A 20,299-nucleotide genomic window follows, 5' to 3' on the forward strand; every position below is an offset into this window, starting at 1 on the left:
TCGTTTGCGGCAGGTGAGGGCGGTTCAGCCGAAGCGGATGATCGCGACCTCGCCTTCAAGGGCGCCCTGGTAGGCGGAGGCATGCGGCTCATCGACGGGGGCTTCGGTGATCGTGCCGATCTGGTCGAGATCCGCCTCGAGGAAACCTTCCTCGGACAAGGCGTTGAGTGCTTCCCGCACGGCGGAATCGTCGTCAGGTGCCCGCAGCATGATATGCAGGTCGATACCCTCGCCACCGTCCTGTTCATAGGCCTTGCCGATGATGATGAAGACCATCGGGTCATCGCTGTTGTTGTCGTTGTCGGGGAGAGTAACCATACCATTTTCCTTTTATGGCGAATCGAAGAGGCGAATCGAGAATCCCGCGTCTGGCCGCAGGGGGCGAGGTGATTGAGAAATATTTAAACGCAAATGCAGCATATGCATAAAACATATTGCGCGGCGTTGGCGTTTTGTCGACGGTGGTGCGGAGAAGCCTTGTGGAACAGGGCTTCCGGAGGTCCAAAAGCGAGATTGTTCGCGAATGGCCTTGACGAGACGGGGTTAAAACAGTAGTACGCCGCACATCGAAACCCATGTGAGGCATGGCTTTTCGGGGCGACGCGTCCTGAAGTATACCTCAAACAAGGTTTCATACGCACGTTGAATACAAATGCTGCACGCAAGACGCACCACGAAGTGCGTCCTCTGCCCTTATTGTGGTTCATCCGTTGACGGCGGATCGGGCCACGTTTTGCGCATGAGAGAAGCGTGTGGTCACCGCCGGAAACGGCTAGAGTGGAGCCCGGAAGGGTTCTAGAGATAAGTTTTGCAAGGGATGGTTATATGCCTACCGTAAACCAGCTGATCCGCAAGCCGCGCCAGGCGAACGTAAAGCGCAACAAGGTTCCTGCCCTTCAGGAAAATCCGCAGAAGCGCGGCGTTTGCACCCGCGTCTACACGACGACCCCGAAGAAGCCGAACTCGGCACTTCGTAAGGTTGCAAAGATCCGCCTGACCAACGGCTTTGAAGTCATCGGTTATATTCCGGGCGAAGGTCACAACCTTCAGGAACACTCCGTGGTCATGATCCGCGGCGGCCGCGTCAAGGACTTGCCGGGCGTTCGCTACCACATCATCCGCGGCGTTCTCGACACCCAGGGCGTCAAGAACCGCAAGCAGCGCCGTTCGAAGTACGGTGCGAAGCGTCCGAAGTAATCTTCGGTTTTTTTGAATTCGGCGCCGCGCGAGGTACTCCGCGTGGTAAGGCGCCTTAACTATTGAGAGACAAGTCGTATGTCCCGTCGTCACAGTGCAGAAAAGCGCGAAATCAATCCGGACCCGAAGTTCGGTGATCTCGTTGTTACCAAGTTCATGAACGCCATCATGCTTCACGGCAAGAAGTCGGTTGCTGAAAGCATCGTTTACGGTGCCTTCGATGCGGTTCAGTCCAAGACCAAGCAGGAACCCCTCGGCATCTTCCACAGCGCGCTCGACAATATTGCGCCGCACGTTGAAGTCCGTTCGCGCCGCGTTGGTGGTGCGACCTACCAGGTTCCCGTCGATGTTCGTCCGGAGCGCCGTCAGGCTCTGGCCATCCGCTGGTTGATCACGGCTGCCCGCAAGCGCAACGAAACCACCATGGTCGATCGCCTGTCCGGCGAGCTCATGGATGCCGCCAACAACCGTGGCAGCGCCGTCAAGAAGCGCGAAGACACCCACAAGATGGCCGACGCGAACCGCGCATTCTCGCACTATCGCTGGTAATCGACGGAAATTTTTGAAAGGCAGTCCACAATGGCTCGCGAATACAAAATCGAAGACTACCGCAATTTCGGTATCATGGCGCACATCGACGCCGGCAAGACCACGACCACCGAACGTATCCTGTACTACACCGGTAAGTCGCACAAGATCGGCGAAGTGCACGACGGCGCAGCCACGATGGACTGGATGGAGCAGGAGCAGGAGCGTGGCATCACGATCACCTCTGCTGCCACCACGACCTTCTGGAAGGGCCGTGACGGCAAGGCTCGTCGCTTCAACATCATCGACACCCCCGGCCACGTCGACTTCACCATCGAAGTCGAGCGTTCGCTGCGCGTGCTCGACGGCGCCATCGCTCTCCTCGACGCCAACGCCGGCGTCGAGCCGCAGACGGAAACCGTCTGGCGCCAGGCTGAAAAGTACAACGTCCCGCGGATGATCTTCTGCAACAAGATGGACAAGACCGGTGCTGACTTCTACCGTTCGGTAGAGATGATCAAGACCCGTCTCGGCGCCACCGCAGTCGTCATGCAGCTCCCGATCGGTGCCGAAACCGAATTCAAGGGCGTTGTCGACCTGATCGAGATGAACGCTCTCGTCTGGCGCGACGAATCGCTCGGCGCACAGTGGGACGTCGTCGAAATTCCGGAAGACCTGAAGGCCAAGGCTGAAGAATACCGCGAAAAGCTGATCGAGACGGTTGTCGAGATCGACGAAGCCGCGACCGAAGCCTACCTGGAAGGCAACCTTCCCGACAACGATCAGATCCGTGCGCTCGTGCGTCGCGGTACGATCGAAGTGAAGTTCCACCCGATGTTCTGCGGCACCGCCTTCAAGAACAAGGGCGTTCAGCCGCTGCTCGACGCCGTTGTCGACTACCTGCCGTCGCCGCTCGACATTCCGGCGATCAAGGGTATCGATGCGAAGACGGAAGCCGAAATCGAGCGTCACGCTGACGACGCCGAGCCGCTTTCCATGCTCGCGTTCAAGATCATGAACGACCCCTTCGTCGGTTCGCTGACCTTCGCTCGTATCTATTCCGGCAAGCTCGAAAAGGGCTCGTCTGTCATGAACACGGTCAAGGACAAGCGCGAGCGCGTCGGCCGCATGCTGCAGATGCACTCCAACAGCCGCGAAGACATCGAAGAAGCCTTTGCAGGCGACATCGTTGCTCTGGCAGGCCTGAAGGAAACCACCACGGGTGACACGCTCTGCGATCCGCTGAAGCCGGTTATCCTTGAGCGCATGGAATTCCCCGAGCCGGTCATCCAGATCGCGATCGAGCCGAAGTCCAAGGGCGACCAGGAAAAGATGGGCCTCGCGCTCAACCGTCTGGCTGCCGAAGACCCGTCCTTCCGCGTCAAGACCGACCAGGAATCCGGCCAGACGATCATCGCTGGCATGGGCGAACTTCACCTCGACATCATCGTCGACCGTATGCGTCGCGAATTCAAGGTCGAAGCCAACGTCGGTGCTCCGCAGGTTGCTTACCGTGAAACCATCACGAAGAAGCACGAAGAAGACTACACCCATAAGAAGCAGTCGGGTGGTACCGGTCAGTTCGCCCGCGTCAAGCTGGTGTTCGAACCGAACCCGGATGGCGAAGATTTCGTCTTCGAATCCAAGATCGTCGGCGGTGCTGTTCCGAAGGAATACATCCCGGGCGTTCAGAAGGGTATTGAAAGCGTTCTGAGCTCTGGTCCGCTCGCGGGCTTCCCGATGCTCGGCGTCAAGGCCACCCTGATCGACGGCGCATTCCACGACGTCGACTCGTCGGTCCTCGCCTTCGAAATCGCCTCGCGCGCCTGCTTCCGTGAAGCGGCCAAGAAGGCTGGTGCACAGCTTCTCGAGCCGATGATGAAGGTGGAAGTCGTGACCCCGGAAGATTACGTCGGTGACGTGATCGGTGACCTCAACTCCCGTCGTGGTCAGATCCAGGGTCAGGAATCGCGTGGCGTGGCCGTTGTCATCAACGCGCACGTTCCGCTCGCCAACATGTTCAAGTACGTGGATAACCTGCGCTCCATGTCGCAGGGCCGTGCACAGTATTCGATGACCTTCGATCACTATTCGCCGGTCCCGTCGAACGTTGCCACGGAAATCCAGGCCAAGTATTCCGGCCAGAAGTAATCGGCCCTCGGGCTTCTGAAAGAAACAGAGATAACCCCCTTCACGGGGGACTAAGAAAACGGAGAGCCGAAAATGGCAAAGAGTAAGTTTGAGCGCAACAAGCCGCACGTCAACATCGGTACGATCGGCCACGTTGACCACGGCAAGACGTCGCTGACGGCGGCGATCACGAAGTACTTCGGCGAGTTCAAGGCCTACGACCAGATCGATGCGGCCCCTGAAGAAAAGGCTCGCGGCATCACGATCTCGACGGCACACGTCGAATACGAGACGCCGAACCGTCACTATGCGCACGTTGACTGCCCCGGCCACGCCGACTACGTCAAGAACATGATCACCGGTGCCGCACAGATGGACGGCGCGATCCTGGTCTGCTCGGCTGCTGACGGCCCGATGCCGCAGACGCGCGAACACATCCTGCTCGCCCGCCAGGTTGGCGTTCCGGCGATCGTCGTGTTCCTCAACAAGGTCGACCAGGTTGACGACGCCGAGCTTCTCGAGCTCGTCGAGCTGGAAGTTCGCGAACTTCTGTCGTCCTACGACTTCCCGGGCGACGATATCCCGATCGTCAAGGGTTCGGCTCTGGCCGCTCTCGAAGATTCGGACAAGAAGATCGGCGAAGACGCGATCCGCGAGCTGATGGCTGCCGTTGACTCCTACATCCCGACGCCTGAGCGTCCGATCGACCAGCCGTTCCTGATGCCGATCGAAGACGTGTTCTCGATCTCGGGCCGCGGTACGGTTGTTACGGGCCGCGTCGAGCGTGGTATCGTCAAGGTTGGTGAAGAAGTCGAGATCGTCGGCATCCGCGCGACGTCGAAGACGACGGTGACCGGCGTTGAAATGTTCCGCAAGCTGCTCGACCAGGGCCAGGCTGGCGACAACATCGGTGCACTGGTTCGCGGCGTCACCCGTGACGGCGTCGAGCGTGGTCAGATCCTGTGCAAGCCGGGTTCGGTCAAGCCGCACAAGAAGTTCATGGCAGAAGCCTACATCCTGACGAAGGAAGAAGGCGGCCGTCATACGCCGTTCTTCACCAACTACCGTCCGCAGTTCTACTTCCGTACGACGGACGTGACGGGCATCGTCTCGCTGCCGGAAGGCACGGAAATGGTTATGCCTGGCGACAACGTCACGGTTGCCGTTGAGCTGATCGTTCCGATCGCGATGGAAGAAAAGCTGCGCTTCGCTATCCGCGAAGGCGGCCGTACCGTCGGCGCTGGCATCGTTGCCTCGATCGTCGAGTAATTGACACACTTGCAAGCGCGGTCTTCAAGGCCGCGCTTGCTTGAATAATTGCTGGTCGAAGCTTGGGTTTTGAAGACTTGAGCCTCTCGAATTAACGAAAGCGAAAAAATTCGCTTTCGTAGGCGTTCGGTCATTGTATCGGACGTCAAATCCGTATATGTGCGGGTCGAATTGCAGAAACGGACAGAGAGCGATTTGCTCTTTGTGTTCTTTGAAGCATCAGCACCCGGAAACGAACGACGAACGGCCCCACGGGGTGTTCGCTTAACAACGATAACAAGGATAACTCGAATGAACGGCCAGAATATCCGTATCCGCCTCAAGGCGTTTGATCACCGGATTCTTGATGCCTCCACGCGGGAAATCGTTTCGACGGCCAAGCGCACGGGCGCTTCGGTCCGTGGTCCGGTGCCGCTTCCTACGCGGATTGAAAAGTTCACTGTCAACCGCTCCCCCCACGTTGACAAGAAGAGCCGCGAACAGTTCGAGATGCGCACGCACAAGCGTCTCCTGGATATCGTTGATCCGACCCCGCAGACCGTCGATGCGCTGATGAAGCTCGACCTTGCTGCCGGCGTTGATGTCGAGATCAAGCTCTAAGCAGAAATTCCGGCGAGAGCCGAAATAACAAGGAAGGTACGTGGCAGTTGCTGCCAACGACTTCTCGAAACGGGAAACCCGAAAGTCCGTGAGGACTCTAGCGGAATCCTTAAACAAGGAGGCGGGCAGGGATCTTTTCGATCCCGACGCGACTCTCAAGAGGATTGAACCTATGCGTTCAGGTGTGATTGCACAGAAAGTGGGAATGACCCGGGTCTATAACGACGCCGGCGAGCATATCCCGGTAACGGTACTGCGCTTGGAAAACTGCCAGGTGGTTGCTCAGCGCACCGCCGACAAGAACGGCTACACGGCCGTGCAGCTTGGTGCAGGCCAGGCAAAAGTAAAGAATACGACGAAGGCCCTGCGTGGCCAGTTCGCCGCAGCGAGCGTTGAGCCCAAGGCCAAGATGGTCGAGTTCCGCGTTTCCGAAGACAATCTGATCGACATCGGCACCGAGCTGAAGGCAGATCATTTTGCCGCCGGCCAGCTGGTCGACGTGACCGGTACCACGATCGGTAAGGGTTTTGCGGGCGCCATCAAGCGTCACAACTTCGGCGGTCTGCGTGCGACGCACGGTGTTTCCGTATCGCACCGCTCGCACGGTTCGACCGGTTCCAACCAGGATCCGGGTCGTGTCTGGAAGGGCAAGCGCATGGCTGGTCACATGGGCCAGACCCGCGTGACGACGCAGAACCTCGAGGTCGTTTCGACCGACGGCGAGCGTGGCCTGATTCTCGTCAAGGGCGCAGTACCGGGTTCCAAGGGTTCCTGGATCGTCGTTCGTGATGCCGTCAAAGCGGCCGCGAAGTAAGGAGCCATACCGATGGAATTGAACGTCAAAACACTTGAGGGCAAAGACGCCGGTACGGTTTCCATTTCGGATGCCATCTTCGGTCTCGAACCCCGCGAAGATATCCTCGCTCGCATGATTCGCTGGCAGCTTGCCAAGAAGCAGCAGGGTACGCACCAGTCGCAGACTCGCGGCGAAGTTTCCCGCACCGGCGCCAAGATGTACAAGCAGAAGGGTACGGGCCGCGCCCGCCATCACTCCGCTCGTGCTCCGCAGTTCCGCGGCGGTGCCAAGGCTCACGGCCCGGTTTCCCGCAGCCACGAACACGACCTTCCCAAGAAGGTTCGCGCTCTCGCCCTGCGTCACGCCCTGTCGGCCAAGCTGAAGTCCGAAGACGTCATCGTCCTCGACCAGCTGGTTGCTTCGGAAGCCAAGACCAAGGCTCTGTCCGGTGCTTTCGCATCGCTTGGCCTCACCAACGCCCTCTTTATCGGTGGCGCGGAGTTGGACAACAACTTCAAGCTCGCTGCCCGGAACATCCCGAACATCGATGTTCTGCCGATCCAGGGCATCAATGTTTACGATATCCTGCGTTGCGGCAAGCTCGTGCTTTCCAAGGCTGCAGTCGAAGCTCTGGAGGAGCGGTTCAAATGACGGATCTTCGCCACTATGATGTGATCGTCACCCCGTCGATCACCGAAAAGTCGACGCTGGTTTCCGATCATAACCAGGTTGTGTTCAACGTTGCCAAGACTGCGACGAAGCCTGAAATCAAGGCTGCCGTCGAAGCGCTCTTCGGCGTCAAGGTCAAGGCTGTCAACACGCTCGTCCGCAAGGGCAAGACCAAGCGTTTCCGCGGCATCCCTGGTCGGACCAAGGACGTCAAGAAGGCGATCGTCACGCTGGCCGAAGGTCAGTCGATTGACGTGTCCACCGGCCTCTGAGGGTTAAGAAAATGGCATTGAAGACTTTTAATCCGACGACCCCGAGCCAGCGTCAGCTGGTTATCGTCGACCGGTCGGGCCTGTGGAAGGGCAAGCCGGTCAAGACGCTCACCGAGGGTCTCTCCAAGAAGGGCGGCCGTAACAACCTCGGCCGCATCACCGTCCGTTTCCAGGGTGGTGGTCACAAGCGTACCTACCGTCTCGTTGACTTCAAGCGTCGCAAGTTCGACATCGAAGGCACCGTCGAGCGTCTGGAATACGACCCGAACCGTACCGCATTCATCGCGCTGGTGAACTATGCCGACGGCGAACAGGCCTACATCATCGCTCCGCAGCGTCTCGCTGCCGGCGACAAGGTCATCGCTTCGGACAAGGCCGTCGACGTGAAGCCGGGCAACACCATGCCCCTGCAGTACATCCCGGTCGGCTCCATCGTTCACAACGTCGAGATGAAGCCGGGCAAGGGCGGTCAGATCGCTCGTTCGGCAGGCACCTACGCCCAGCTCGTCGGTCGTGACCAGGGCATGGCGATCCTTCGTCTCAACTCCGGCGAACAGCGCCTGGTGCACGGCTCCTGCCTTGCTTCCATCGGTGCCGTTTCGAACCCGGACCACGGCAACATCAACGACGGCAAGGCCGGTCGCTCCGTATGGCGTGGCAAGCGTCCGCACGTTCGCGGCGTCGTCATGAACCCGGTCGACCATCCGCACGGCGGTGGTGAAGGCCGCACCTCCGGTGGCCGTCATCCGGTTACCCCGTGGGGCAAGCCGACCAAGGGCAAGCGGACTCGTTCGAACAAGTCGACCGACAAGTTCATCATGCGTTCGCGCCACCAGCGCAAGAAGTAAGAGAGGTAGTCAGGAATGGCTCGTTCAGTATGGAAAGGCCCGTTTGTTGACGGCTATCTTCTCAAGAAGGCTGAGAAGGTTCGTGAAGGCGGTCGCAGCGAAGTAATCAAGATCTGGAGCCGTCGCTCCACGATCCTGCCGCAGTTCGTCGGTCTCACCTTCGGCGTCTACAACGGCAGCAAGCACGTTCCGGTCAGTGTCAACGAAGACATGGTCGGTCACAAGTTTGGCGAATTCTCTCCGACCCGGACCTATTACGGTCACGGTGCGGACAAGAAGGCGAAGAGGAAGTAATTATGGGCAAGGCTAAAGCCGAACGCCGGCTGAAGGATAATGAAGCGCAGGCTGTTGCGCGCACGATCCGCGTCAGCCCCCAGAAGCTCAACCTGGTTGCCGCGCTGATCCGCGGCAAGAAGGTTGACCGTGCACTCGCAGAGCTGGAATTTTCGCGCAAGCGGATCGCCGGCACCGTCAAGAAGACTCTTGAATCGGCCATCGCGAATGCTGAAAACAACCACGATCTCGACGTTGACTCGCTGATCGTCGCGGAAGCCTATGTCGGCAAGTCCATCGTCATGAAGCGTTTCCACGCTCGTGGTCGTGGCCGCGCATCGCGCGTCGAAAAGCCGTTCGCGCATCTGACGATCGTCGTTCGCGAAGTCGAAGCAGCCGGGGAGGCCGCATAATGGGTCAGAAAATCAATCCGATCGGTTTCCGCCTCGGCATTAACCGTACCTGGGACAGCCGTTGGTTCGCCGACAACGCCGAATACGGCCAGCTGTTGCACGAAGACCTGAAGATCCGCGCTTACCTGATGGAAGAGCTGAAGCAGGCCGGTATCGCCAAGGTGGTCATCGAGCGTCCGCACAAGAAGTGCCGCGTCACGATCCACTCGGCTCGTCCGGGCCTGATCATCGGCAAGAAGGGCGCCGACATCGAGAAGCTTCGCAAGAAGCTTTCCGAGATGACCAATTCGGAAACGCACCTCAACATCGTTGAAGTGCGCAAGCCGGAAATCGACTCGACGCTCGTCGCCCAGTCGATCGCCCAGCAGCTCGAGCGCCGCGTGGCTTTCCGCCGCGCCATGAAGCGCGCCGTTCAGTCGGCCATGCGTCTCGGTGCCGAAGGCATCAAGATCACCTGCGCCGGCCGTCTCGGCGGTGCGGAAATCGCTCGTACGGAATGGTACCGTGAAGGTCGCGTGCCGCTGCATACGCTGCGCGCCGACATCGACTACGGTACGGCCGAAGCTGAAACCGCTTTCGGTATCTGCGGCATCAAGGTCTGGATCTTCAAGGGCGAAATCCTTGAGCACGACCCGATGGCTTCCGAGCGCCGCGCGCTCGAAGGTGATGCGCAGGGTTCCGGTGGCAGAGATCGTGACCGGGATCGCGACCGCGATCGTCGTCGCGAAAACGCTTGATTAGCGTTGGCGAAAGATAAGTTCGGAGAATAAGAAAATGTTGCAGCCAAAGCGTACCAAGTACCGCAAGCAGTTCAAGGGCCGCATCAAGGGCGTTGCCAAGGGTGGCTCTGACCTGGCGTTCGGCGAATTCGGCCTCAAGGCGCAGGAACCGAACCGCGTCAATGCCCGCGAGATCGAAGCGGCTCGCCGCGCGATCACCCGCTACATGAAGCGCGCGGGCCGAGTCTGGATCCGCGTGTTCCCTGACGTTCCGGTCACGGCGAAGCCGACCGAAGTTCGTATGGGTAAGGGTAAGGGTTCCGTCGAATACTGGGCTTGCAAGGTCAAGCCTGGTCGTATGATGTTTGAGATCGATGGCGTAAGCGAAGAAATCGCCCGTGAGGCACTTCGCCTGGGCTCTGCCAAGCTCTCGGTCAAGACGCGCTTCGTACAGCGCATCGCAGAGTGAGGATTGAGACCATGAAAGCATCCGACGTTCGGGCGTTTAGCGCCGATCAGCTCAAGGACGAGCTTGCCAAGCTGAAGAAAGAGCAGTTCAACCTGCGCTTCCAGCAGGCCACGGGCCAGCTCGAAAAGTCCTCTCGCATCAACGAAGTCCGCAAGGACATCGCGCGAATCAAAACCATTGCCCGCCAGAAGGCGGCAGAAGCCAAGGCCTAAGGAAGAACAATATGCCGAAACGCATTCTGCAGGGCGTCGTCGTCAGCGACAAGAACGACAAGACCGTCGTGGTCCGGGTCGAGCGCCGATTCGCTCACCCGCTGCTCCAGAAGACCGTCCGTCGCTCCAAGAAGTACAAGGCGCACGACGAAAACAACCAGTACAAGACCGGCGACATCGTTTCCATCGAGGAATGCGCGCCGATCTCCAAGGACAAGCGCTGGACGGTCGTAGCCTCCCACGCTTAATTTCAGAAGTTTCGCGCCCGAGGCCTTGCTTCTGGCGCGAAATTCTGTATGAAGCAGCGCAAGGACGCTCGTTCGCGGGCGTCTTTTGCTTTAATGCGCACGGAAGGTCCCGTTGGGAAACCACCCTGGCACGATCGATCCCGCGCGAGAATTAGAGAATTTCATAAGCTGGAACAGGGGGCTGTCGCGAGGCGTGCCCAACCGGTCCGGTAACAACAAGAAGGCGACCTGACATGATTCAGATGCAAACAAACCTCGACGTGGCGGATAATTCCGGCGCACGTCGTGTCATGTGCATCAAGGTGCTGGGCGGCTCCAAGCGCAAGTACGCTTCGATCGGCGATATCATCGTCGTCTCGATCAAGGAAGCGATCCCGCGCGGCCGCGTCAAGAAGGGTGACGTGATGAAGGCGGTTGTCGTGCGCACCGCCAAGGACATCCGTCGTCCGGACGGCAGCGTCATCCGTTTCGATAACAACGCAGCTGTTCTTATCGACAACAAGAAAGAGCCGATCGGCACCCGTATCTTCGGACCGGTTCCGCGCGAACTTCGCGCCAAGAACCACATGAAGATCATCTCGCTGGCTCCGGAAGTACTGTAAGGAGCGATGGCGATGCAAAAGATTCGTAAGGGCGACAAGGTCGTCGTATTGGCCGGCAAGGACAAGGGCCGCACCGGCGAAGTTATCCAGGTTATGCCGAAGGAAGACCGTGCGGTCGTCCGCGGCGTCAACGTCGTGAAGCGCCACCAGCGCCAGACGCAGACGCAGGAAGCCGGCATCATCAACAAAGAAGCCTCGATCCACCTGTCGAACCTCGCGGTTGCCGACAAGGATGGCAAGCCGACCCGCGTTGGCTTCCAGGTGATCGAAGGCAAGAAGGTCCGTGTGGCCAAGCGTTCGGGAGAAGTGATCGATGGCTGAGACAAAGTATGAGCCGCGGCTCAAGACGGAATACGTCTCTCGCATTCGCGCTGCCCTGCAGGAGCAGTTCTCGTTCGCAAACGAGATGCAGATCCCGAAGCTTGAGAAGATCGTGATCAACATGGGTGTTGGCGAAGCCACGGCTGATTCGAAGAAGCCGTCCGTTGCTGCTGCCGATCTTGCTGCGATTGCTGGCCAGAAGCCGGTTATCACCAAGGCACGCAACTCTATCGCTGGCTTCAAGGTCCGCGAGCACATGCCGATTGGCGCGAAGGTCACCCTGCGCGGCGCCCGCATGTATGAATTCGTGGATCGCCTGGTCAACATCGCGCTGCCGCGCGTTCGCGACTTCCGCGGCCTGAATCCGAAGTCCTTCGACGGCCGTGGCAACTTCGCCATGGGCATCAAGGAGCACATTGTGTTCCCGGAGATCAACTACGACAAGGTTGATCAGATGTGGGGCATGGACATCATCGTTTGCACGACGGCAAAGACGGACGACGAAGCACGGGCTCTCCTGAAAGAGTTCAACTTCCCGTTCCGTACGTAACCGTAACGACGAGCGTAGAAAAGGAACTCGATATGGCGAAGACAAGCGCAGTCGAAAAGAACAAGCGCCGCCGCAAGATCGTCGCAGGCCAGGCCTCCAAGCGGGCCGCCCTGAAGGCGATCATCATGAACCAGTCTCTTCCGATCGAAGACCGGTTCAAGGCAACCCTGAAGCTGGCAGAACTGCCGCGTGACGGATCGAAGACCCGCATTCGCAACCGTTGCGAAGTGACCGGTCGTCCGCGTGCGTTTTATCGCAAGCTGAAGATGTCGCGTATTGCATTGCGCGAACTGGGCAATACCGGCAAGGTTCCGGGCATTGTCAAGTCGAGCTGGTAAGGAGACGGGCACATGACTATGACTGATCCTTTGGGCGATATGCTCACCCGTATCCGTAACGGCGCTGCCCGCCGCAAGAACTCGGTATCCACCCCGGCTTCTAAGCTCCGCGCGCGCGTTCTCGATGTCCTGCAGGCCGAAGGCTACATCCGCGGTTATTCCGAAGTCGTCTTCGACAACGGCAAGACCGAGCTGGAAATCGAACTGAAGTATTATGAAGGTGCGTCCGTGATCCGTGAGATCGGCCGCGTCTCCAAGCCGGGCCGCCGGGTTTATGTCTCGGTCAAGTCCATTCCGCAGGTCGCGAACGGCCTCGGCATCACCATCCTTTCGACTCCGAAGGGCGTGATGGCCGATCACCAGGCTCGCGAACAGAACGTTGGCGGCGAGGTTCTTTGCTCTGTCTTCTAAGACAGGGCAGGGATCTCTCCATAGCGAACAGACAGGATTGAAAAATGTCTCGTATCGGTAAGAAGCCCGTTCAGGTTCCTGCAGGGATCACGGCCACTGTTGATGGCCAGAAGGTGACTGCTAAGGGCCCTAAGGGCGAACTGTTTTTCGTCGCGAATGACGACATCACCGTGAAGCTGGAAGACAACGCTGTTGTTGTCAAGCCGGCGAACGAAACCAAGGGTGCTCGTTCCAAGTGGGGCATGTCCCGCACGATGGTCGAGAACATCTTCAAGGGTGTCAAGGACGGCTTCGAGCGCAAGCTTGAAATCAACGGCGTCGGTTACCGCGCGTCTCTCCAGGGCAAGAACCTGCAGCTGGCACTCGGTTTCTCCCACGACGTGGTGTATGAGCCGCCGGTCGGCATCACCATTGCTGTGCCGAAGCCGACGGAAATCATCATTTCCGGCATCAACAAGCAGCAGGTTGGCCAGGTTGCGGCCGAAATTCGCGAATACCGCGGCCCCGAGCCCTACAAGGGCAAGGGCGTCAAGTACGCGGAAGAGCGGATTGTCCGCAAAGAAGGCAAGAAGAAGTAAGGATCACGCGAAATGGCTAGCAGGAAAGAAGCACTTGCACGTCGCGCCAACCGCGTGCGCCGTCACCTCAAGTCGGTGGCCAATGGCCGTCCGCGCCTGTCGGTTCATCGCTCGTCGAAGAACATCTACGTACAGGTTATCGATGATGTCGCAGGTCGTACGCTCGCGTCCGCCTCGACCCTCGACACCACTCTGCGTCCGTCTCTGAAGACGGGCGCTGATACGGCAGCAGCTGCTGCCGTTGGCAAGCTGGTTGCTGAACGTGCCGTCAAGGCTGGCGTCAAGGACGTCGTCTTCGATCGTGGCGCGTTCATCTATCACGGCCGCATCAAGGCTCTTGCAGAAGCTGCCCGCGAAGGCGGTCTGAACTTCTGACGAGTTTCTCCTCCGGGTGTCATGACCCGGAGGAGATTTTTGGGTATTGCCAATCGCCGGACCGCATTGGATCTCGAAAAGAGAGCAATGGGGTCCTATTCATGATTTGCCAATTGCACCCGCAAAAGAAAAAGGAAAAGGACAATGGCACAGGAAAGAAGGGGCCAGCGCGAAGATCGCCAGGCCCGCGAAGAGCGCGATAGCGAGTTCGTCGACAAGCTGGTCGCGATCAACCGCGTTGCGAAGGTCGTCAAGGGTGGTCGTCGCTTCGGCTTCGCCGCTCTCGTTGTTGTCGGTGACCAGAAGGGCCGCGTTGGCTTTGGTCACGGCAAGGCACGCGAAGTGCCGGAAGCAATCCGCAAGGCAACGGAAGCTGCCAAGCGCGAACTGATTTTCGTTCCGCTGCGCGATGGCCGCACGCTGCATCACGACGTCAACGGTCGCCACGGCGCAGGCAAGGTTCTGCTTCGTTCGGCCAAGGCTGGTACCGGTATCATCGCCGGTGGTCCGATGCGCGCCGTTTTCGAAACGCTCGGCGTTCATGACGTTGTCGCCAAGTCGACCGGTTCCTCGAACCCCTACAACATGGTTCGCGCAACGTTCGACGCTCTGAAGCATCAGGTTCACCCGAAGGACATCGCGGCACAGCGCGGCTTGAAATACGCCACGCTCCAGGCACGTCGCGTCGCCTCCGGCAATGCTTCTGAAGAATAAGAGGAGCATTCCCAATGGCTAACAAGACTGCTGAAAAGACGGTTACCGTCGAACAGATCGGTAGCCCCATCCGCCGCCCGGCTATTCAGCGTCAGACGCTGATCGGTCTCGGCCTGAATAAGATGCATCGCCGCAGCACGCTGGAAGATACTCCTTCTGTTCGTGGCATGATTCGGGCTGTCCAGCATCTCGTCCGCGTCGTCGACGAGAAGTGAGGGAGATAAGATCATGAAACTGAATGAAATCAAGGACAACGAAGGCGCAACCCACAGCCGCAAGCGGCTCGGTCGCGGTATCGGCTCCGGCTCCGGCAAGACCGGTGGCCGCGGTGTCAAGGGTCAGAAGGCTCGTTCGGGCGTTGCCATCAACGGCTTCGAAGGCGGCCAGATGCCAATCTACCGTCGCCTGCCGAAGCGCGGCTTCAACAACATCTTTGCAAGCGAATTTGTTGTCGTGTCGCTCGGCCGCATCCAGACGGCAATCGATGCCAAGAAGCTCGACGCTTCGAAGACCATCGATGCAGCAGCCCTCAAGGCTGCCGGCGTCATCCGTCGCGAAAAGGACGGCGTCCGCGTTCTCGCTGACGGCGAACTGACGGCAAAGGTTGCCATCGAAGTTGCCGGCGCCTCCAAGCCTGCGGTCGAAAAGATCGAGAAGGCTGGCGGTTCGGTGAAGCTTCTCCTGGCTGCCGCAGAATAAAGTTGACTTGAACCGCCCGGGGTGGCTTCACACCGGGCGGTTTTGCTCCCATATGTGGGCCTCACGTTCCTCAAGACGAATCTTCGTCTTCCGGGATTTAAACGGAAAACAAGGGTGAGGCATCCGATTGCGCCGCAATCTGTCCGAAGCCCGGTTTTTTGAACAGGATTGAGAAACTGCTTCCGGACGTGGCCGGTTCGTCTTGCCTCCGGAGTTGGTTGCGCGGAGAATTGCATGGCGTCTGCAGCGGAACAATTAGCATCAAATCTGAATTTTTCGACTTTCGCCAAGGCTGAGGATCTGAAGAAGCGGCTGTGGTTTACCCTCGCAGCGCTCCTGGTCTATCGCCTCGGCACACATATTCCGCTTCCGGGTCTCAATCCCGATGCTTATGCCCAGGCCTTCCATGGCCAGGCAGGCGGTATCCTTGGCCTTTTCAACATGTTTTCGGGCGGCGCCGTGCAGCGCATGGCGATTTTCGCGCTCGGCATCATGCCCTACATCTCCGCTTCTATCATCGTGCAGCTCATGACTTCGGTCGTGCCGGCGCTCGAAAACCTGAAGAAGGAAGGCGAGCAGGGCCGCAAGATCATCAACCAGTACACCCGTTACGGCACCGTGCTGCTCGGCGCGCTGCAGGCCTATGGCATTGCAGTCGGCCTTGAAAGCGGCAGCGGCATCGTCGTCGATCCAGGCTGGTTCTTCCGTATTTCGACCGTCATCACGCTGCTCGGCGGCACGATGTTCCTGATGTGGCTCGGCGAGCAGATCACGTCGCGCGGTATCGGCAACGGTATTTCACTGATCATCTTCGCGGGCATTGCCGCAGGCCTGCCGTCGGCTCTGGCCGGCACGCTGGAACTCGGCCGCACAGGCGCGCTGTCGACGGGGCTGATTCTCGCCGTCATCATCGTTGCCATCCTCTGCATCGCGCTGATCGTCTTCGTCGAGCGCGCCCAGCGCCGGCTGCTGATCCAGTATCCGAAGCGCCAGGTCGGCAACCGCATGTTCCAGGGCGATACCTCGCACCTGCCGCTGAAGCTCAACACTTCGGGCGTTATTCCGGCGATCTTCGCGTCGTCGCTGCTTTTGCTGCCCGCAACGGCCGCCGGTTTCACCAATTCGACGGAACTGCCCGGCTGGGCGACCTCGATTGTTGCTGCGCTCGGCCACGGCCAGCCGCTTTACATGGTACTTTACGGTGCCCTGATCGCGTTCTTCGCCTTCTTCTACACGGCCATCGTCTTCAACCCGAAGGACACCGCCGATAACCTGAAGAAGCATGGTGGCTTTATCCCGGGGATTCGCCCCGGTGAGCGCACTGCCGAGTACATCGACTTCGTGCTGACCCGTATTACCGTGATCGGCGCCATCTATCTCGTATTCGTCTGTATCCTTCCCGAAATTCTGGTTTCTCAGACGGGTGTACCGTTATCCCTTGGTGGTACGTCGCTTTTGATTGTTGTCAGCGTCACCCTTGATACTGTAGCACAGGTTCAAGGACATCTGATTGCCCAGCAATATGAAGGCCTGATCAAGAAATCGAAATTGCGTGGAGGAAAGAGGGGACGATGAGACTTATTCTTTTGGGGCCGCCGGGTGCGGGTAAGGGAACCCAGGCCCAGAGAATTGTGGAAAAGTACGGGATTCCCCAGCTTTCCACCGGCGATATGCTGCGCGCGGCCGTCGCTGCCGAAACGGAAGTTGGCAAGCGCGCCAAGGCGGTGATGGATGCCGGCAAGCTCGTCTCCGACGAGATCGTCAACGCCATCGTCTCGGAGCGAATCGATCAGCCGGACTGCGCCAAGGGTTTCATCCTCGACGGTTATCCGCGCACACTGGTGCAGGCTGACGCTACGGAAGCGATTCTCAAGGCCAAGGCCCTGGATCTTTCCAAGGTCATCGAGATCCGCGTCGACGACGCTGTGCTCGCAGACCGCGTTTCGGGCCGTTATACCTGCGCCAACTGTGGCGCCGGCTATCACGACACGAATCTGAAGCCGAAGGTGGAAGGGGTCTGCGACCGCTGCGGGTCGACGCACTTCAAACGCCGGCCGGACGACAATCGCGAGACCGTCGTTACCCGCCTGCAGGCCTATTACAAGGAAACGTCTCCGCTCATCGGCTACTATCATGCCAAGGGCAAGCTCGCTTCTGTGGACGGTATGGCCGACATCGATCAGGTGACGGCGGATATCGACAGGATTCTGGCATCCGTCTAGGCGGTTGGCGGAAATTACTTTGGCGAGGCAGTTGCTTTTTTGCAGCGATTCCGCTAAACACCGCGCCAACTCGCGACATACCATGCGATCGGCGCGGATTTCTTCGGGAAATCCGGGTTCGGTCGTTTGTTGTTGTGAACCTGATTTTTGAACTGGTGGCTCTCAGGGCCGCGTAACGAAAAAAGCCCTTTTGTCGGATGACAACTGGAACGCAAGGAGAATAGACGTGGCACGTATCGCTGGCGTCAACATCCCGACGGCAAAGCGCGTTGTTATCGCGTTGACCTACATTCACGGGATCGGTCCGAAATTCGCGCAGGAAATCATGGAGAAGGTTGGTCTTCCCGCTGACAAGCGCGTCCACCAGCTGACGGATTCTGAAATCCTTCAGATCCGCGAAACCATCGACCGCGATTATCAGGTTGAAGGCGACCTGCGTCGCGAGACCTCGATGAACATCAAGCGCCTGATGGACCTCGGCTGCTACCGCGGCCTGCGTCATCGCCGCGGCCTGCCGGTTCGCGGTCAGCGCACGCACACCAACGCCCGCACCCGCAAGGGTCCGGCGAAGGCGATCGCTGGTAAGAAGAAGTAATTTCCGGATCATATCCGGGAAGGGGAGGCTGGCGCAGGTCGCCGGCCTCCTTTTTGAATTTGGTGAAGGGCTCTCGCCGTTCACCGGTGTAGCCGCTGGTGTTACGGCGGTGAAGAGATCAACGAAAGGTAAGACATGGCCAAGGAAGCCGCACGCGTTCGCCGCCGCGAACGTAAAAATATCACGTCGGGCGTCGCTCACGTCAACTCGACTTTCAACAACACGATGATCACCATCACCGACGCGCAGGGCAACGCCATTGCCTGGTCGTCCGCTGGTGCCAAGGGCTTCAAGGGTTCGCGCAAGTCGACCCCGTTCGCTGCCCAGATCGCTGCCGAAGACTGCGCCAAGAAGGCCCAGGAACACGGCATGAAGTCGCTGGAAGTGGAAGTCTGCGGTCCGGGTTCGGGTCGCGAATCCGCCCTGCGCGCGTTGCAGGCTGCCGGTTTCGTGATCACGTCGATCCGTGACGTGACGCCGATCCCGCACAATGGTTGCCGTCCGCGCAAGAAGCGCCGCGTCTGATCATTCCTTTATCCGCCGGTGAGCGCCCATCAGGCGCTCCTCCCGGCGTTTCTAATGCTCGGTTGCCACGATTGGATGGTGGCAGCGAACGGAAGGAAAACACATGATTCAGAAGAACTGGCAAGAACTGATCAAGCCGAACAAGGTCGAGTTTACCTCTTCCGGCCGGACGAAGGCGACGCTCGTCGCCGAGCCGCTGGAGCGGGGCTTCGGTCTGACGCTCGGCAACGCGCTGCGTCGCGTGCTGCTGTCGTCGTTGCGCGGTGGTGCAGTGACTGCCGTGCAGATCGACGGCGTATTGCATGAATTCTCCTCGATCCCGGGTGTTCGCGAAGATGTCACCGACATCGTCCTGAACATCAAGGAAATCGCCATCAAGATGGACGGCGACGATGCCAAGCGCATGGTTGTCCGCAAGCAGGGCCCGGGCGTCGTTACCGCCGGGGACATCCAGACGGTTGGCGACATCGAGATCCTGAACCCGAACCATGTCATCTGCACGCTCGACGAGGGCGCGGAGATCCGCATGGAATTCACCGTGAACAACGGCAAGGGTTACGTTCCGGCAGAGCGCAACCGCGCGGAAGATGCGCCGATTGGCCTTATCCCGGTCGACAGCCTGTATTCGCCGGTCAAGAAAGTGTCCTACAAGGTGGAAAACACCCGTGAAGGCCAGGTTCTCGACTACGACAAGCTGACGATGACGATCGAGACCAACGGTTCCATCACCGGCGAAGATGCGATCGCATTTGCGGCCCGCATCCTGCAGGACCAGCTCGGCGTATTCGTCAACTTCGACGAACCGCAGAAGGAAGCCGAAGAAGAAGCCGTCACCGAACTGGCCTTTAACCCGGCGCTCCTCAAGAAGGTCGACGAACTGGAACTTTCGGTCCGTTCGGCCAACTGCCTGAAGAACGACAACATCGTTTATATCGGCGACCTCATTCAGAAGACCGAAGCCGAAATGCTTCGCACGCCGAATTTTGGTCGCAAGTCGCTGAACGAAATCAAGGAAGTCCTGGCTTCCATGGGTCTCCATCTCGGTATGGAAGTGCCCGCATGGCCGCCGGAAAACATCGAAGATCTCGCCAAGCGATACGAAGACCAATATTAACCATTAGACTGCGGGCTTTGCCTGCAAGTGAAGGAGAGTAGCCATGCGCCACCAGAAAGCCGGTCGCAAGCTGAACAGAACCGCCAGCCATCGTAAGGCAATGTTTGCCAACATGGCTGCCTCGCTCATCACCCATGAGCAGATCGTCACCACCCTGCCGAAGGCGAAGGAAATTCGCCCGATCGTCGAAAAGCTCGTCACCCTCGGCAAGCGCGGCGACCTGCACGCTCGCCGCCAGGCGATCTCGCAGATCCGCGACGTTGCTGTCGTTTCGAAGCTGTTCGACACGATCGCTTCGCGTTACGCCACCCGCAACGGCGGCTACCTGCGCATCATGAAGGCCGGCTTCCGCCAGGGCGACAACGCTGCCCTCGCTGTTGTCGAGTTCGTCGAGCGCGACGTCGATGCCAAGGGCGCAGCCGACAAGGCTCGCGTTGCCGCTGAAGCAGAAGCTGCCGAAGCCGCTTGATCTTTTCCGCCTTGCGGAAACAAAACAGCCGGGTCGAAAGACTCGGCTGTTTGCGTTTGGGACCATGTTTGTTTTAGAGCATTTCCGCTTTTCTCCGAAACGCGAAAACGCTCTATCTCTTTGTTCCTGCGCAATTCCGGACG

At 59.0% G+C, this 20,299-nt stretch carries 32 protein-coding genes; 31 read left to right on the plus strand and 1 reads right to left on the minus strand.

Features of this window, described 5'->3' with window-relative positions; translation table 11 throughout:
- Positions 1-24 precede the first annotated feature (24 nt).
- The gene (locus ACSQ3I_RS12240; protein ID WP_435999199.1) at positions 25-318 is read right to left on the minus strand and encodes a transcriptional regulator; all 294 of its coding nucleotides are present in this window, start codon (positions 316-318) and stop codon (positions 25-27) included.
- 507 nt (positions 319-825) lie between these two features.
- On the opposite strand from ACSQ3I_RS12240, the gene rpsL reads away from it, so the two are divergent.
- From rpsL to rplQ, 31 genes are all read left to right on the plus strand, one after another.
- Positions 826-1,197 carry a 30S ribosomal protein S12 gene (rpsL, locus tag ACSQ3I_RS12245; RefSeq protein ID WP_003547537.1) on the plus strand — a complete coding sequence of 124 codons (372 nt, stop codon included), beginning with the start codon at positions 826-828 and terminating at the stop codon, positions 1,195-1,197.
- A 78-nt stretch (positions 1,198-1,275) separates the two neighbouring features.
- On the plus strand, positions 1,276-1,746 hold the full coding sequence (gene rpsG / locus ACSQ3I_RS12250) for a 30S ribosomal protein S7 (protein WP_109459251.1): 471 nt from the start codon (positions 1,276-1,278) through the stop codon (positions 1,744-1,746).
- Positions 1,747-1,776: 30 nt separating this feature from the next.
- Positions 1,777-3,876 carry an elongation factor G gene (fusA, locus tag ACSQ3I_RS12255; RefSeq protein WP_435999207.1) on the plus strand — a complete coding sequence of 700 codons (2,100 nt, stop codon included), beginning with the start codon at positions 1,777-1,779 and terminating at the stop codon, positions 3,874-3,876.
- 72 nt (positions 3,877-3,948) lie between these two features.
- Positions 3,949-5,124, plus strand: coding sequence for an elongation factor Tu (tuf, locus tag ACSQ3I_RS12260; protein WP_435999180.1), 1,176 nt, complete (start codon positions 3,949-3,951; stop codon positions 5,122-5,124).
- Positions 5,125-5,415: 291 nt separating this feature from the next.
- Positions 5,416-5,724 carry a 30S ribosomal protein S10 gene (rpsJ, locus tag ACSQ3I_RS12265; RefSeq protein ID WP_003507767.1) on the plus strand — a complete coding sequence of 103 codons (309 nt, stop codon included), beginning with the start codon at positions 5,416-5,418 and terminating at the stop codon, positions 5,722-5,724.
- A gap of 172 nt (positions 5,725-5,896) precedes the next feature.
- Complete coding sequence (gene rplC, locus ACSQ3I_RS12270; protein WP_435999222.1) at positions 5,897-6,538, plus strand: 50S ribosomal protein L3; 642 nt, start codon at positions 5,897-5,899, stop codon at positions 6,536-6,538.
- Between the two features lie 12 nt (positions 6,539-6,550).
- Entirely contained in the window at positions 6,551-7,171 is a 621-nt protein-coding gene (gene rplD / locus ACSQ3I_RS12275) for a 50S ribosomal protein L4 (RefSeq protein ID WP_435999224.1), read from the plus strand.
- Complete coding sequence (locus ACSQ3I_RS12280; protein WP_435999226.1) at positions 7,168-7,461, plus strand: 50S ribosomal protein L23; 294 nt, start codon at positions 7,168-7,170, stop codon at positions 7,459-7,461. Before rplD ends, ACSQ3I_RS12280 begins: the two co-directional genes overlap by 4 nt.
- 11 nt (positions 7,462-7,472) lie before the next feature.
- Entirely contained in the window at positions 7,473-8,309 is an 837-nt protein-coding gene (gene rplB, locus ACSQ3I_RS12285) for a 50S ribosomal protein L2 (RefSeq protein WP_109459245.1), read from the plus strand.
- 15 nt (positions 8,310-8,324) lie between these two features.
- Positions 8,325-8,603 (plus strand): 30S ribosomal protein S19, encoded by a 279-nt coding sequence (gene rpsS, locus ACSQ3I_RS12290; protein ID WP_028735901.1) that lies wholly within the window; start codon positions 8,325-8,327, stop codon positions 8,601-8,603.
- A gap of 2 nt (positions 8,604-8,605) precedes the next feature.
- Entirely contained in the window at positions 8,606-8,995 is a 390-nt protein-coding gene (gene rplV, locus ACSQ3I_RS12295; RefSeq protein WP_435999228.1) for a 50S ribosomal protein L22, read from the plus strand.
- A complete protein-coding gene (rpsC, locus tag ACSQ3I_RS12300) occupies positions 8,995-9,732 on the plus strand; it encodes a 30S ribosomal protein S3 (protein WP_109459243.1) in 738 nt (245 codons plus the stop codon). Before rplV ends, rpsC begins: the two co-directional genes overlap by 1 nt.
- Positions 9,733-9,769: 37 nt before the next feature.
- On the plus strand, positions 9,770-10,183 hold the full coding sequence (rplP, locus tag ACSQ3I_RS12305; RefSeq protein ID WP_003573792.1) for a 50S ribosomal protein L16: 414 nt from the start codon (positions 9,770-9,772) through the stop codon (positions 10,181-10,183).
- An 11-nt stretch (positions 10,184-10,194) separates the two neighbouring features.
- On the plus strand, positions 10,195-10,395 hold the full coding sequence (rpmC, locus tag ACSQ3I_RS12310; RefSeq protein ID WP_109459242.1) for a 50S ribosomal protein L29: 201 nt from the start codon (positions 10,195-10,197) through the stop codon (positions 10,393-10,395).
- An 11-nt stretch (positions 10,396-10,406) separates the two neighbouring features.
- Positions 10,407-10,643 carry a 30S ribosomal protein S17 gene (gene rpsQ / locus ACSQ3I_RS12315; RefSeq protein WP_435999233.1) on the plus strand — a complete coding sequence of 79 codons (237 nt, stop codon included), beginning with the start codon at positions 10,407-10,409 and terminating at the stop codon, positions 10,641-10,643.
- Positions 10,644-10,876: 233 nt separating this feature from the next.
- The gene (gene rplN, locus ACSQ3I_RS12320) at positions 10,877-11,245 is read left to right on the plus strand and encodes a 50S ribosomal protein L14 (protein ID WP_007770138.1); all 369 of its coding nucleotides are present in this window, start codon (positions 10,877-10,879) and stop codon (positions 11,243-11,245) included.
- Between the two features lie 12 nt (positions 11,246-11,257).
- Positions 11,258-11,566 carry a 50S ribosomal protein L24 gene (rplX, locus tag ACSQ3I_RS12325; RefSeq protein ID WP_435999236.1) on the plus strand — a complete coding sequence of 103 codons (309 nt, stop codon included), beginning with the start codon at positions 11,258-11,260 and terminating at the stop codon, positions 11,564-11,566.
- The gene (gene rplE, locus ACSQ3I_RS12330) at positions 11,559-12,116 is read left to right on the plus strand and encodes a 50S ribosomal protein L5 (RefSeq protein WP_435999238.1); all 558 of its coding nucleotides are present in this window, start codon (positions 11,559-11,561) and stop codon (positions 12,114-12,116) included. Before rplX ends, rplE begins: the two co-directional genes overlap by 8 nt.
- A 32-nt stretch (positions 12,117-12,148) precedes the next feature.
- Positions 12,149-12,454, plus strand: a complete 306-nt coding sequence (rpsN, locus tag ACSQ3I_RS12335) for a 30S ribosomal protein S14 (protein WP_109459239.1) — start codon at positions 12,149-12,151, stop codon at positions 12,452-12,454.
- 12 nt (positions 12,455-12,466) lie between these two features.
- The gene (gene rpsH / locus ACSQ3I_RS12340; protein WP_435999240.1) at positions 12,467-12,865 is read left to right on the plus strand and encodes a 30S ribosomal protein S8; all 399 of its coding nucleotides are present in this window, start codon (positions 12,467-12,469) and stop codon (positions 12,863-12,865) included.
- A 44-nt stretch (positions 12,866-12,909) separates the two neighbouring features.
- A complete protein-coding gene (gene rplF, locus ACSQ3I_RS12345) occupies positions 12,910-13,443 on the plus strand; it encodes a 50S ribosomal protein L6 (RefSeq protein ID WP_435999242.1) in 534 nt (177 codons plus the stop codon).
- A 12-nt stretch (positions 13,444-13,455) separates the two neighbouring features.
- Positions 13,456-13,818: a 50S ribosomal protein L18 gene (gene rplR / locus ACSQ3I_RS12350; RefSeq protein ID WP_109459236.1), complete on the plus strand. Its 363-nt coding sequence runs from the start codon at positions 13,456-13,458 to the stop codon at positions 13,816-13,818.
- A gap of 144 nt (positions 13,819-13,962) precedes the next feature.
- Positions 13,963-14,532 (plus strand): 30S ribosomal protein S5, encoded by a 570-nt coding sequence (gene rpsE / locus ACSQ3I_RS12355; protein ID WP_435999244.1) that lies wholly within the window; start codon positions 13,963-13,965, stop codon positions 14,530-14,532.
- Between the two features lie 14 nt (positions 14,533-14,546).
- The gene (rpmD, locus tag ACSQ3I_RS12360) at positions 14,547-14,747 is read left to right on the plus strand and encodes a 50S ribosomal protein L30 (protein ID WP_435999246.1); all 201 of its coding nucleotides are present in this window, start codon (positions 14,547-14,549) and stop codon (positions 14,745-14,747) included.
- A 13-nt stretch (positions 14,748-14,760) separates the two neighbouring features.
- Positions 14,761-15,231 (plus strand): 50S ribosomal protein L15, encoded by a 471-nt coding sequence (rplO, locus tag ACSQ3I_RS12365; RefSeq protein WP_435999247.1) that lies wholly within the window; start codon positions 14,761-14,763, stop codon positions 15,229-15,231.
- Between the two features lie 234 nt (positions 15,232-15,465).
- The gene (gene secY / locus ACSQ3I_RS12370; RefSeq protein WP_435999249.1) at positions 15,466-16,806 is read left to right on the plus strand and encodes a preprotein translocase subunit SecY; all 1,341 of its coding nucleotides are present in this window, start codon (positions 15,466-15,468) and stop codon (positions 16,804-16,806) included.
- Positions 16,803-17,453, plus strand: coding sequence for an adenylate kinase (locus ACSQ3I_RS12375; RefSeq protein ID WP_435999251.1), 651 nt, complete (start codon positions 16,803-16,805; stop codon positions 17,451-17,453). The genes secY and ACSQ3I_RS12375 overlap by 4 nt, the downstream gene beginning before the upstream one ends.
- A 226-nt stretch (positions 17,454-17,679) precedes the next feature.
- Complete coding sequence (rpsM, locus tag ACSQ3I_RS12380; protein ID WP_435999253.1) at positions 17,680-18,048, plus strand: 30S ribosomal protein S13; 369 nt, start codon at positions 17,680-17,682, stop codon at positions 18,046-18,048.
- Between the two features lie 135 nt (positions 18,049-18,183).
- Positions 18,184-18,573: a 30S ribosomal protein S11 gene (gene rpsK, locus ACSQ3I_RS12385; RefSeq protein ID WP_435999254.1), complete on the plus strand. Its 390-nt coding sequence runs from the start codon at positions 18,184-18,186 to the stop codon at positions 18,571-18,573.
- A gap of 103 nt (positions 18,574-18,676) precedes the next feature.
- Positions 18,677-19,687: a DNA-directed RNA polymerase subunit alpha gene (locus tag ACSQ3I_RS12390; protein ID WP_109459229.1), complete on the plus strand. Its 1,011-nt coding sequence runs from the start codon at positions 18,677-18,679 to the stop codon at positions 19,685-19,687.
- 43 nt (positions 19,688-19,730) lie between these two features.
- Positions 19,731-20,156 (plus strand): 50S ribosomal protein L17, encoded by a 426-nt coding sequence (gene rplQ, locus ACSQ3I_RS12395; RefSeq protein ID WP_435999256.1) that lies wholly within the window; start codon positions 19,731-19,733, stop codon positions 20,154-20,156.
- The last annotated feature ends 143 nt before the right edge of the window (positions 20,157-20,299 follow it).

Origin of the sequence: Rhizobium sp. LjRoot30 (assembly GCF_964253915.1) — a bacterium.
Classification (GTDB): domain Bacteria; phylum Pseudomonadota; class Alphaproteobacteria; order Rhizobiales; family Rhizobiaceae; genus Metarhizobium.